At 58.8% G+C, this 13345-nt stretch carries 9 protein-coding genes and 1 pseudogene; 2 read left to right on the plus strand and 8 right to left on the minus strand.

The annotated features are described in order from the left end of the window. Together ACWDTI_RS02700 and ACWDTI_RS02705 are read left to right on the plus strand one after the other, a co-directional pair. A partial coding sequence (locus tag ACWDTI_RS02700) for a hypothetical protein (protein WP_449736509.1) occupies nt 1-1231 on the plus strand: 1231 nt, incomplete at its 5' end. A gap of 209 nt (nt 1232-1440) precedes the next feature. After that, nucleotides 1441-2055 (plus strand): annotated as a pseudogene (locus tag ACWDTI_RS02705) (type I restriction-modification system subunit M N-terminal domain-containing protein); the annotation flags it as partial. A gap of 97 nt (nt 2056-2152) precedes the next feature. On the opposite strand, the gene ACWDTI_RS02710 reads toward ACWDTI_RS02705, so the two are convergent. The 8 genes from ACWDTI_RS02710 to ACWDTI_RS02745 all read right to left on the minus strand — a co-directional run bounded on the left by ACWDTI_RS02710 (nt 2153) and on the right by ACWDTI_RS02745 (nt 13314). Next, nucleotides 2153-4702, minus strand: coding sequence for a GIY-YIG nuclease family protein (locus ACWDTI_RS02710; protein WP_449736510.1), 2550 nt, complete (start codon nt 4700-4702; stop codon nt 2153-2155). Then, on the minus strand, nt 4695-6368 hold the full coding sequence (locus tag ACWDTI_RS02715) for an Eco57I restriction-modification methylase domain-containing protein (protein WP_449736511.1): 1674 nt from the start codon (nt 6366-6368) through the stop codon (nt 4695-4697). The genes ACWDTI_RS02710 and ACWDTI_RS02715 overlap by 8 nt, the downstream gene beginning before the upstream one ends. Next, the gene (locus ACWDTI_RS02720; protein WP_449736512.1) at nt 6361-7026 is read right to left on the minus strand and encodes a DNA methyltransferase; all 666 of its coding nucleotides are present in this window, start codon (nt 7024-7026) and stop codon (nt 6361-6363) included. Before ACWDTI_RS02720 ends, ACWDTI_RS02715 begins: the two co-directional genes overlap by 8 nt. A gap of 9 nt (nt 7027-7035) precedes the next feature. Continuing rightward, a complete protein-coding gene (locus ACWDTI_RS02725) occupies nt 7036-7500 on the minus strand; it encodes a hypothetical protein (protein WP_449736513.1) in 465 nt (154 codons plus the stop codon). 118 nt (nt 7501-7618) lie between these two features. Further along, on the minus strand, nt 7619-8041 hold the full coding sequence (locus ACWDTI_RS02730; protein ID WP_449736514.1) for a hypothetical protein: 423 nt from the start codon (nt 8039-8041) through the stop codon (nt 7619-7621). After that, nucleotides 8038-10104 carry a hypothetical protein gene (locus ACWDTI_RS02735; RefSeq protein WP_449736515.1) on the minus strand — a complete coding sequence of 689 codons (2067 nt, stop codon included), beginning with the start codon at nt 10102-10104 and terminating at the stop codon, nt 8038-8040. The genes ACWDTI_RS02730 and ACWDTI_RS02735 overlap by 4 nt, the downstream gene beginning before the upstream one ends. Next, a complete protein-coding gene (locus ACWDTI_RS02740; RefSeq protein WP_449736516.1) occupies nt 10097-11917 on the minus strand; it encodes a hypothetical protein in 1821 nt (606 codons plus the stop codon). Before ACWDTI_RS02740 ends, ACWDTI_RS02735 begins: the two co-directional genes overlap by 8 nt. Then, on the minus strand, nt 11914-13314 hold the full coding sequence (locus tag ACWDTI_RS02745; RefSeq protein WP_449736517.1) for a tyrosine-type recombinase/integrase: 1401 nt from the start codon (nt 13312-13314) through the stop codon (nt 11914-11916). Before ACWDTI_RS02745 ends, ACWDTI_RS02740 begins: the two co-directional genes overlap by 4 nt. Between the last annotated feature and the right edge of the window lie 31 nt (nt 13315-13345).

Genomic DNA, 13345 nt, shown 5'->3' on the forward strand with positions numbered 1-13345 from the left:
CTTGCCGAACGGGAAGACCGACGGCGAGCCGCGCGATGCGTCGGATCGGGAGGGTCGGCCCGGGGCCGGCGCGGGAGCTTCGTTGGCGGGGCGCAAACCCCTTGACAAGTTCCGCAACGCCTTCGGTATTGCCCCCCTGGCAGTGCGCAGATTTGTCGGACCTCCGATGCACACTGATCGCATGGCACGCGATCGCACCAAGTCACTAGTCCGCGTGAAGTTTGGGCCCGACGTCTCATCCCAAGTTGTCCAGGAGTTCAAACGCACACGGGGACTGCCGAAGAGTCCTGTGATGCATCCGACGCAGGGCCTGGTCGCGAAGCGTGTCGAAACGTTCAAGCAGACGGTGAACGCCATCGTTCCCACCGGCACGACTGTCTCGATCTGGCCAGCGATCGACATGGCAACGACGCTCGCTTACGTCGCCCCTGAGCGGTTCGGTCCCGATTCTGGAATGAACTACACGCTGGAACGCGGCGCGAACATTGCCAGCGCGAAGACGCTATGCCGCGACGATGGGGCCTTCGACATCGTCGTCGACGGCAACTGGTTCTTCAACGGCCGCGACGACTCAGAGGAAGACATCACCGAGAAGTCGCGGATTCTCGCGCATCTCGCCGCGCACGAACCACAGCACATCGTTCTCGCGATCGCCGGATTGGATGTCGGACAAGTCACCGACGCAGCGCGCGGTGCGTCCGCTACCGCGAACGATCTCGTGCCAGGGATCGCGGAGGCGGTGAATGAGTATCAGTGTGAACTAGCGGCCAATCGAATCGTTGTCTCGGCCTTTCCGCACGACGCGGCGTCCACCGCCGACGACCTCGCGACGTTCAGGGAGTCGCTCGCAACATCGGTCGAACTGGCGGATTCGGACCGCTACGCAGCTTGTGTGACTGTGCTGACGGCGGCGAAAGAACTGGTGAAAGGGGTCGCCTACGCAGCGGCGTACCGGTTGCACGACGGCCGAGACGACCGGTCGGTGCCGAATCCGCTACCCGAGCAATGGGACCGCTACATGCTTCAACTCTGGCCGGATCTGCTTGAAATGTTCGATGCAATCCCAGCCGCCGGCGAGCCCATCGACGCCACAGTTCTCGGCAGCGCCGTGTACGAGATGACCGAGCGAGTACTGAACTGGCTCGAAGAGATTGGCGTGACCTACCTAGTGGAAGTCGAAGGTGACGAGTGGCGACGGTCCTGCTGGTGGGATATCGCTTCGCCCACCTGAATCCATGCGTGCGTTGCACTGGTCACTCACGCACGGGTAGAACCACGTCACTGACGATCCTTTGTCGCGATCGCTCGTCACGAGGCACGTTTCGAGCGCCTTCGACTCGCACCAAGGGGGTGCCGACGTACCCAGCTCCTGATTGGATACACGTGGCGGTACACAACGGCCGTCAACCGTAGTCGCGAGTGAGAGCTGTGAGGAGCCACGTGAGTAACCTCGGAAACTTCATCTGGTCGATAGCCGATCAACTTCGAGGTCCCTACCGCCCCAACCAGTACGGCAATGTGATCCTTCCGCTCACGATCCTGCGTCGCCTGGACTGCATCCTCGAACCCGACCGGCAAACGGTGCGCGAGCTTGCCGCGAGATATGACAACCCCAACCGGCTCAAGATTGAGGTCAAAAAGGCCACCGGGCGGCCGTTCTATAACACCTCCAACTACTCCTTCGACAACCTCCTCAAGGACGCCGATGGGCTGGCCGACAACTTGGCCGACTACATCGACCGGTTCTCCCCCGATGTCGATGTGTTCGAGTATTTCGATTTCAAGAAGGAGATCCTCGCGCTGGAGAAGGCGGAACTCCTGCGCGAAGTCATCACGTCCTTCAAGGCCGTCGACCTACATCCGGATGTCGTCTCCAACGCCGACATGGGCGATGCGTTCGAGTACATCATCCGCAAGTTCAACGAGGCCGCGAACGAGACCTCCGGTGACCACTACACGCCCCGGGACGCGATCCGACTGCTGGTCGACCTGCTCTTCGCCGAAAACGACGTCGACTTGACCGAGGCTGGCATAGTCCGCACCCTTTACGACCCAGCCTTTATGCGAAATTTCGATGTCTCACGAGACACTGGCATCGCGCGATCGGCCCAGTTCCACCTGACGGATGCGCTAGTCAATGTTGGAAACACTGTCACTGCGCTAGCTCCTCGCGAGCGACCACTGTGTCGTATAGGCCGAAGTGGCGCAGGCCTTCGTGACTCTCAATTCCGGTATACGACAACGAGGAATCCTCATAGCGTCGGAATGCGAATACGGCCTGATTCATGTGAGTGCTATTGAAGACGTTGAGGGAGACCAGTAGATTGAAGTCATCCACCGTTAGGCCTGTGACCGCCTTGAAAAGTTCTGGTTCAAGCTTGGTAATTACGTCTTTGAGCGTGTTCTCGCGAAAGTCCGTCAGATACATGAAGGCTGGGATACGAGTCGCGAACTTGATCAGTTTCTCCTGAATCAGCTTCCTTTTTGATTTATACTCCTTTTCCTCCGCGGACAGTTCCTTCTTCTCTTTCGGGGTGATGCCTTCCCCCTTCTCTTTCTTGGTCTCCTTCACCTGCTCGCTCTTGTTGATGACTGTCTCGAAGACGTCGCTTCCAAGCGCCCGGAAACCCTCGATCTTCATGATCGCTTCTAGCGCTTGATCGTTCGCGATGATCTTGCGCAACGTCTCGTTATCAACGTTGACCAGCAGAGCGGATTCCCATTTGCGCGCAAGCAATGTGGCAGACGTGCCAGCCATCGCCCAATCGAGGATCTCACCCGCATCGATCTGCGCCATATGGGATCCGTCGTAGGCCAGCACTGGGAGGAACCCAACCAGCTCTTTGACAGCATCTTCTGGATTGGGTTCCTCGGGAGCAAGTCCGATCCCGTACTCGGCAATCTGGCGAAGTGCGCGCGTGGGTGCGAAGTCGAACACGAAGCACGCCGGCTTGAGCACTTCTTCTTCGTTAGGATTGTCGCCGTTGGGGTTCCTGATCGACCATGGTGACTGGACTCGAAATGCCGCTTGGAAGTAGGTTTCCGGCGAGTTCAGGTTCCGCAGCATCAGCATTGCCGACCACTGGGGCACCGTCACCCCGGTCGTCAACTTGCCACAGGACAGAGTGATGGTCTTTGAATCGAAACCATTGCCGATCGCGTCACGCACCGGCGGCAATGCGGCCAGTCCCACGCCCGCCCCGGTCCCTGCAACCGTGAGCACCTTGTAGTCGTGGTAGAACACATTCTGCTTCTCCCCGAGCAGGTTTGCCATCGCATGGCACGAGGCCACTGTTGGTAAGAACCACAATGAGTGATTCAGATATGGCAGTAGCCGGACGTCGGCGTACGGCACGGCCGGTTTCCTTGCTCCGAGCTTTAGGTTGTCGACCTGCGTGGCCGAGCCCGCGCCACGGATGATGTCGAGCCACTTTTGGACTTCTTCTTTGTGTTTGAATTCCGCTCCCGCACCGATCCCACCCGCCGCGAAGAACTCTCCCAGGTCGAACTCATCGAATTCACCCTGGCTTGCAATGGCCAGCAGCTCGTCGGGCATTTTGTATGTGAGGAGACGCATTTCAGGCAAGGCGCGGTAGGGATTCGGCTCACCGGGGCGGTCTTGCGTCCACCTCTGTTTCGCTCTCTGCTCGTCTGTGTAGGTCCAGTTGAAGATCTGCTCTTCGATGAACTCGCCGCTTGCCAAAGCCTTGAACGGTGTTCCGGAGAGGTACAAATACGCCCTGGTCGTGATAGGCAAGAACTCGATCTCGTTCTCGCCGAGCTCGTCGAATTCCTCGTTGAACCCCACTAGGCCTGGATTGAACTCTTCGGCGGCCTCCTTTTTGGCTTCCGACTCGTCCTCGCCCTCGAAGAGCTCCTGAGCCTTCTCGCGCCACGCTCCGAAGTGGTACTCGTCAAAGACGACGAGATCCCAACGCGTGGTGTGCACCCACGTGTTCTTGGGCTTGATGTTTCCAGACTTATCCTTGCCCAACAGATCTTGGAACGAGCCGAAGTAGACAAGTGGCTTCTTCTTGTTAGCCGTCGTAGGGTCGCCACCAGCGGCCTTCGAGAGGTACTGCCATCCATCGAAATCGGCGTGGGATTCAAGGTCGTCTCGCCAGGCATCTTCGACTGCCGGTTTGAAGGTGGCCACCAAAATCCTTGTGGCGCCCATCTTCTTGGCCAGCTGGTAGGTGGCAAAAGTCTTCCCAAATCGCATCTTGGCGTTCCACAAGTACCGCGGAACCGCATGCATGTCCTCCTTCCAGATCGAGAGGAAGTATGCGTGCGTTCGGGTCACGGCTGTTCGCTGTTCCGGACGCATCTCGAATGTCTGATGATGTGTGGCGGTTAGCTTCTGGCCAGTGCGGAGTTCAGTAATCGCGGTCTTAACGTCCGCAACGGTGCACTCCATCCACTCTAAACCGGGATTGGCCAGGCCCTTTGCTTTGAGTCTTTCCCGCACCTGGTGGTCACTGAAGAACGAGCCGTCGTCGCGCTCTGCAGACTCGTCGAGCTCGATGGTGTAGTTCTTGATCATCGCGGTCTGGACCTGCTGTGCAACGCGTACTTTGACATCCAGTGTCGTCTGGCCGACCTTGAGGAGGCCTGCGTGATCTGGGTCGTGAATCGAGTAGGCATAGATCCGGAGCCGTGCCTGTGGCTTCTCAGGAAAGAGCACTTCCGCGGGCTTACTCATTGCCGAGATCCATTGGTCGGACTAGCTTTTCGATGAAGGCAATCTCATCTTCAGTGATGCCATACTTCGCGTAGAGGGTCTCGTCCGTCCACGGATTACTCCAGTCCTGGGTCGGCACGAAGGTGTAGACCTTGCGTGTGGTGTCTTGCGAAGGCTTGTGCAGAAGAATCAGCAGTCGGGTCAGTCGGCACGACAGGTAGGACAGGGCGCTTTCAGCTGCGTCCTCTGTATCGAACGGACCAATGCACAGGTACGTCTCCGACGAGATGCTGCCTGGCTCGCCAACGAAGGGGGTGCTGATTATCCGGTGGGGGTAAGTGTCCCTGTTGCCGGTTCCAGGTGCCGCGCGGCCCGTATAGATCTTCCACTTGTCGATCAGGCCGACGTTGGCTGCTATTGAACTCCGCGGAGTATATCCGGTGCCGCCGTTCTGATAGACGAGAAGATCTCCGTCCGCCTGTTGTGTCTTACCCTTGAAAGTGGTCTCCAGAGCGAAAGGCTTGCGGGAGCTGACAAGTCGTTCGAAGCGCTTCTCCTCGGGCAGAGACAGACTAGTTGACTGTCCCGTCTCTACCGCAACGACCTTCCTGAGAATGGACAGCCCTTCGTTAAAGCGAATGAACACATCCGACCCGGGCTCGAGTAACGCACGCGTAGCTGTTGTCGGGGCTTCGTCCTTGAAGTGTGTGGTGACGCGGCAGGGTCCCGGAGTGTCCCTGTTCCATAGGAAGTAGCAGACGCCGCCTTTGAGTCCAACTCCAGGGAACACATCTGATGCGTTGAGGTAGTCGTCGATCGAGCGCACGTGTTCGTCGCTCAGCATGGACTCGCGAAATTCATCGAGACCTTTGCCGCCAGCGAACCACCGGCTGGGTATGACCATCGTCAGCAACCGTGGGTTGAGTGTCTTGGCCTGTTCAACGAATTTGTTGTATATGGGCGCTGCGCTAGTGCCGAAACCGCCGTCATCGAGCTGATAGGGCGGGTTCCCTACGATCACGTCGAACTGCATCTTGTCCCCAAACAGCTCGGCCATCCGAGCCCTAATGTTGTCGGTATGAATGAAGGTGTAGGCATGGGTTTCGAGGTCTTCACCCCGGTCTAGCGCCTTTTGGGTCGCGCCACAGTACTTGCACTTTCCGTTGACACCCTTGCGGACCGGCTCGCCGTTTTCATCTGCCGTGTCCACGAATTCAGTTGCACCGGTCCACGTGTGTTCTTGACGCTCAAACCAGATGTTGCCGTCGCTGCTGGTGAACGACTTCGCTACGGAGTGCTTCCCGTCCGCCGACTTGGAGCAGTACACGCTTCGGCGTGCTAGCAAGCTGGTGAGGTCGGTGATGGCGATACCGAAGACTTGCCTGGTGAGGATGTGATCGACTCGTTCAGTTCGGTCGGGAATCACGTCCTCGAGGCCATCGATCAGTCGTTTGGTGATTTCCCGTAGGAATACCCCTGACTTGGTGAACGGGTCAAGGAACGTCAGCGACTCGTTGGCCCAGATGTCTTCGCCGCCGTTGTCCTCGGCCCACGCTGCTGCGATCAGGTCGAGCATTTCGTTGGCTATCTCCGGTGGAGTGAACACCTCGTCGTTCGACAGGTTGGCGATGCAAGTGAGAACGTCGGGATTCCGGTTGCCTAGGGTGAAGGCGACCTGTTCAGTCATCTAGATCTCCTTCCGCCGCAATGTCTTGCACAGATAGACGGCCGTGATCCTTTACAGGTATGAAGATTTCGTGCTGACCGAGATCAGCGAAGAGTGTGTCCTCCGCCGCGAATGACGACATCTTCACCAGCGTGTCGTAGCGGAAGTCGCGGCGGCGGTAGACGCCCTTGCCGACGTATGCCCATTCTGGAAACGCGATCGGTCGTGGCTCTGTCTCTCGTGTAGTCAACGTCAATGCATCACCGTGAACGATGTTGGCTTTCACGACGGCTGTTGCGGCTCTGTGCCAGTTATCGTCTGGTGCCGCCGCAAGGTATTCTGCGATCACCGCGACGAGGTTCTCGCGGCACTCGGCGACATTGTCGTCCAGGAACTCGATGCCATAGATCGACATGAGCGCGAGGAGTGCCTGGTGCCGCTTTTCAAAGTCGCTCTTGCCGTAACGCGCATGGACCGTCCTGAGCTTACGTTTGAGCACAGGAACCAGGAAGTTGCCAGAGCCGCAGGCGGGCTCTAGGAATCGGGAGTCGATACGCTCCGATTCGCTCTTCACCAGATCGAGCATCGCTTCGACCAACCATGAAGGCGTGAATACCTCACCGTGGTCGGCAACACGTGCCTTGGACTTCACGTATTCCATTGGACCGGTGTTCGCCACTCGCATCTCCTATTGCTCAATGGATCGTTGGCGGCTGGAAACTGTTGCCGCGGGTGGTCTGACCGCTGACCTCACAACTTCGTATTCTGCGTCGCCTAGTAGCCCAAGCCTGTGAGCTGCGACCACCTGGGCCCACGGTCCCTGCTTCGGACTCCCGTGGTGCTGCATCGTCGACTCGGTGAAGCTGTAGTCGAGTGCGCACAGACGCTCGACGAGAAGGCTGCGGCATGTGCCCTCTACGGTAGCGCGCAGGATGATCTCCTCAGGTGTCGTGGTCTCGCCGAGTTCGCGGGCCTCACGGAGCAATCGGCCCACCCTTGGCTGGGTGGTCTGAAGAATTACGGCGATCTCGCGTTGGCTCTTTTCTGATTGCTCGAGTCGGTGCGCGTCTCGCACCTCAGCAATTGCAAGCAGGCGTTGCTGAGCCCGGCGGACAATCGCCTTCTGGGCAATCTCCTCAACGGTGCTGGTCACGGGTACTCTTTCGCAGGGTGATACGCAGCGTATCACCCCAGCTTGCCGCGTCTGCGAGGCTCCGGCTCGGGCGGCGAAAAGCGATCTTGGTCGCACAACTCACAACTGCCGACGTGGTTTACTGCCACCGAGTTCTTCGGCTCTGGCGGCCTGCTAAGGGTGCAACGGTCCCGGTTGGCGACTGGTTGTGAGTAGCTTGGAGCTGGGCGTGTAGTTCCGCGATGACAGTCGCGGCAGCGTTGTTCCGTCGTTCGAGATCGGCGTTGCGGTCACGCAGTTTCGCGATCGTCTGCCGAAGTTCGGAGACCGTATCCTCCAGTCCAACAAGTTTGGAATCTCTGGGGGCAGTTTGTGATTCAGTAGCTGCATCCCACTCCGCGATCACTGCGGTGGCGCGGTTCATGGTGGCACGGCTGACGCCAGCTTCGGCATGTAGGTTTGATTTGATCAGGCGGCCGTCTGTCATCTTCGACTGGCCGGCGAGTAGTCGCTGCATGGCGTCGCGGAGCTTTTTCTCTGTTGCCGGGCTGACTGTGCTCATTTGGGTTCCTGTTGTGTGATTCTGCGAACATCGGCCAGTTGCGCTTCGAGGCGTTCGCGATGAATAGTCGCCATGCGTCTGTCTTTGAGTTTGGTGACGAGGTCGGCCTCTTCCTGCTGCCAGATGGGTACGTGCGAGTCGGTGATGACGGAGTTTCGACAGGTTGCTGGACTACACATGCTGGGAATGGGCCCGGACTCCCTCGCTGCAGCCGACATCCCCTCCAGGCAGCGTGCTTTCGTGGGGTCTCCGAGACAGTGGTTGAGGGTGCCGAGGCGGATGGTGGCGAACTCGTCGCGGAGCAGGTTTCGCAGCATTCTTTCGTCGCCCTTGGCCGCGGGGGTACTGGCTCGGTCCGTGACCTCGTCGAGATTGTCAATGAACGTCGCCGCTCCAGGGCCGCGTGCAAACCGTTTGCCTTGCGCGTGTCGCGCCCAGTCTGCGACCAGTTCAGCGGCGGCCGCGTCCTTCTTGTGAGTTTCGAATTCCTTGGACCAGTCGGGAGTCGGCAATCCGTATCCTGACGTTGTGGCATTTGCTAGGGCACGGATAGCGTTGTGCTTCAGAGTGATTCCGAGCGCGATCTCGCCGTCTGGCTCGTTGGCGGTGATTACGGCCATTGTCCTGCGGAACATGTGGGGTGCGAGGTTCGTCGTAGGTATGCGGTTGAGGCCGTTCCGGGGTGAATGGTCGTTGACCCAGGCGACGAACGACCGGATCTGTTCGTATTGGTCGAAGCCCACCAGGTCACGATTCTGACCCTTGCGGACGGTCCCGAAGAGTCGGTCGTCGTCTTGCGCGATCTGTTCGGCTATTTGGAGTGCTCTTATGACGGGTTCACTGACCCACCATCGTCGTGGTGTGCCTCCGTGGGTTTGCATCTTGTGCAGGGTGCTGGTGACTGCGGGTGCGCCGTAGTATGTGCATGTTGCTCCATGGCCGAGGCTTTGAACCTCGCTGTCGCGCATCATGGTCATGATTGCAACAAAAATGTATGCGGCGTTGCGTAGTTGGGTGACCTCTGCTCGGGCGGTGGTGCGATCGAAGCCGATTGTCCAGGAGCCCCGTGTTCCGTCGGGCCGGTCAACGATCGCGGGTTCGATGGAACTGTATCCGAAGCGGGTCGGTACCCCATCCCGGATAGCCTGGTGGACACGACTTTGGCGTTCGCGGCCTCGCTTGTTATAGAAGTTGGTGCTGCTCAAATGTGGTGTGGTGCAGAGTGCTAGGCCGTCCCAGTTGATTTCACCTTTTCGGGCGCGTCCCAGGGTGTAGGTGTGAAGGGGCACAAACGCGTTCGCGGACGATAGCCAGTTGTCTAGGGCGGCATCGACATCCGTGGGTGAACTGCCGACCGCCCTGTCCTTTGGTGCACGAGCATCAAGACCCACGAACTCATCTCGGGCGGCGATGATGTCCGGCGCAAAGATGTCGATGTAGCTCCAGCACGCACGAACGAGCGGCCAGAAGGTGCTGGGCGGAATCGCTGGAGTCTTCACCTGCCCGCCGGCCTCGGTGACCCATGGAGCAACGCGCACACTCAGCCCACCGTTGGGTAGGAGGCCTCCAAAGCCGTTGAGATGTCGGAGGAGATCATTGGCATTTCGTCCGGCGGAGTGCGAACGAGCTTTTCGGGCATTGAGGTAGGCGTCGCAGTCGGCCGGAGTCCAATTCGACAAGTCGGCACCGAGTTCAACGGTGGCTGCCCAGTCCGCGAGGTACCGCAACTCCGTGAGGGTGTGTCGGATGGACTTCAATTTGTACGGCCGATTGGACCGGTACACACCGGCATCCCGAACGACCACATGTACGGGTTGGAGCATCGCCATAGCCAGCGTCTTTGCAACGGCTACCCACTGACTGGGGTACACATCAAACCGCAAATGAGCCTGTGCCGCATTGAGGTTCGGTGCCAAACCCATGGCTGTGAGATCCCACAGCGGAAGGTCCCCGAAGACAGGACTGGGACCATCATTGACTCTGAGTTCATCAGGTAAGACAGGTTCGTCGACGTCGAAAGGTGCCCATGCCGACCATGCCTGTGGCTCGGGCTGACTACTCATGTTCGGTCCTTTGTCCTAGTGGCCGGTGCACGCGCACGTCCAGCTGCCGTGCAGCCTCAACCTCCTCGGTCGTGAACTCGGCGACAACGTTATCGATATTGACTCGCTGCTGCCCATAAAGCTCACTGAATACCGCTGGCGGAGTGTTCTTCTCGATAGAATCTAATGCTTCTCGGTAGGCGATCAGACGAGGGAGATGATCGCGGAAGATGATCGCGTTGCGGCACTGCAAGCACATCGATGGTGAAGCATGACAGAGGATGCCCGTCTCCAGGAATGGTGCGTCGTGGGGATCGCGGCAAGCAGCGATCGTCAGTTCTTGCTCAGTAGATGTCTCAGCGGCGACCGTTCCGGCTACCTCCGCAAGTTCGGAGTCGATCGCTGACCTGGCAGCCTCAGCCGCCGACGAGACAACCAGTGTTGGACCGACCGCAACGTTGTTGAGAACTTTCCGCTGAGCCCGCAAGATCGTTTGAGCGGCCAACGTATGAACAGTCGTGGTTTGGGCATAGTGCTCGCGGAACACCTCGGTGGTTTGGTCGTCACCCGCCGCGCCCGCGAGAGTACCCAACACGGCAGCTCGGGCGCTCTTCACTGTCTTCCGCAGGCGACGCATATCGTGAGGCTCGCTGATTGAGAGTTCGTGACGCTCAACGAGTTTGCGAAGCGAGTTATCACGGCCAAAGTGATGCTCTCGGACCAGATAGTGTGGGTATTCGTGCTCTTCGCGGTCACGTGCGCTGTGGACCGCGGTCGTCCAAAACAGCGTCGCCTTCGGCGTCAGATCATGGGCGTGCCGCATGGCGAAGGTGGCTCGCCGCAATAGGTCTCCGGCTTTCCAACCCCACGACTGATCTGCGGAAGAAGGCAGTGTGTGCCATCGGACACGTTGTGCGCGTAGCTTGGTTGCGCGCACCCTGACCGACTCCGCACCGTACTCGATATCTGCACGTTGGAGTCGTCCGCTTTCCTCTGGTGACCAACCAGTCTGTAGATGGAGTAGCACCCGTATTGCCAAAAGGTACTCGGGTTCCGGGATGAGAAACGCGCCAACAGCGGAAAGTATTGGTGGGGCCTTGATTCGTTTGTCCGCCCGTCGCACGCCCGCCAGGCGATCTACGTCGCGGGGGTCAATCAGGCGCCGTCTGCCGACCAGGTGTACGTGAAAGGCATCGTCGTACGGAAGATAGCGCAGCGCCCACAGCACATTCTCGATGCGATCCCATCCATCACGTCGAGGGTCGCGGCCCGCGCGAAGCAGATCCTCGCCTCGTGCTAGCCGGGATTCAGTGTCGCGCACGACTTGCCGACAGGTCTGTTCGAGTTGCAGACGCTCGTGATTGTTGAACTCGTCTAGCGGAACTTCCTGGGAGGGTCGTCCATCGAGGACCAGGCTGTTCGCCCAATCTGTCAGGGCGCCTCCGGCTACACCATTGGACTGCAGGTGGCGGGCGACCTGGTTGCGCAGTTCCATGCCGAGGTCCTTTGCGCGCACGCTCGGAGGAGGAAACTTGGCAACCATGGCGGACTCCCAATCATGGAGCCGCCGTACCACTTCCGCGCCATCACCCGATAGCGTCAGGAACCTGTCTGTTTCTGCAGTCAGGTACTTCCCGACGCTACGAACAACGCTGGCCTGCCGAGATATCGTTCCTGGCGTCAGATCAACCAACTCTGCGCACTCTCGCCATGCGTCTGCGAGTTCAGATACGAGGCGCGATGCGACGTATTGGCCTGGGTCGATAGTGCACTGTTTCAGTTTGCCGCCAGCCGGGAACACTACCGAACGAGGGCCGATACGGATTTCGTTCATTCGGGCTTCCTATCTAGGTACTCGAGAACGTAACTGGCGTAATCTCTTTCGCTGTCACTCCATGACTCGAAGGCGCGCTGGATAAGCTCATCGGACTCATCGACGTAGCGCAAGTAGACCATCGTCGTGGCAGGGCTAGCGTGCCCGAGTAGTCGTTGCAGGGTCAGGAGGGGGTTGTGACTTATATGCTCGCTGATGGTGCCGAAGCCATACTCGGGTCGTGACTGCTCACGTTTGGCGGCGCGCGCCTGGAGTTCCCGAAGCATCACCACGGCGAATGTGTGGCGCAGGTCGTGTGGCGTCACGGCCGCAGGCATAACCGGAATCAGTCCCTCAAGGGCTGCCAGGCGGTCGTTCGCGTGCTCAAAGTACTGGTGCCACCTTCGTTGAGAGGGTGGGAATCCATTGCGACCCACAAATAGTGAAAGGGGTTCGATCCAGTTGTCAGACAGTACTTTTACCAGGATACGTCGAGTCTCGGGCGGGATCTTGCAGAACTCGGTGCGTGACCTCTCACCGCCCACTGTGTAGATCAGTTTCCCTGCTGACACGTCCACCTCGTCGACAATCGCCAACGTTGACAGCTTGCGCTTCAGATTCGGTTGCGCTCGACGCACCAACGACTTTCGTTCCGTACTGCGGTAGGTCTCGATCTCTCGCATCGTCGATGCCGGGACGCAGATACTGCGGCGTCGGCCGTTCTTGGCGCACTCCTCAAGGTAAAACGAAGCACCAGCGCCATCCGACTGGACCTCCACGTCCAGCAGCGTGCTCCACTCCGTGAGCCTCATCCCGGTGGTCAATGCCAGCTCGGCCGCGCAGACATTTCGAACAGTAGATCGTCCCCGGTAGGAGCTATCCATGACTCCACCAGGGGACATTCCCCCTAACCCTATGTCACGCAACGTGACCCACTGCTCATAGGAAAGCGCTCGAACATCCAGATCAGTATGAGGAATGCGGGGGGACACTACCGATCGACTGCCGATCTGAATCCACGGCAGACTATCTCGCTGCTTGGTTTCGAACAGATACTTGAATAGCGCGCGAATAACGACTAGCTGTCGTGCCCATGATCTCTGCGAGACGCCGGCACCCAGTCGAGATTTTCGATATGCCTTTAGGTCCGATTCGCAGACGTCAAGCACCGATACTTTGCGATCCTCGAGGAATCGGCCGAATTCGAGAGTGTCGCGCGCATAGGCAAGGACTGAATTACGCCGCAGGTTCTCTGAGTAAAGACGAAGAAATGTACACCAAGGCTCCAGCGGCCGCATTGCATCGTCAACAAAGATTGGCGTTCCCGGCGAAACCAGTCGGGTCGAGCTACAGAGGTCATCAAGTTGCGTTGCATCTGACGGCGACACCAGCCACCAGTTGGCGAAATAGAGGTCCATCAGCACCTCCTCGCCGCAGCCTGTTGGTTGG

Source organism: Gordonia sp. NPDC003424 (genome assembly GCF_053588655.1).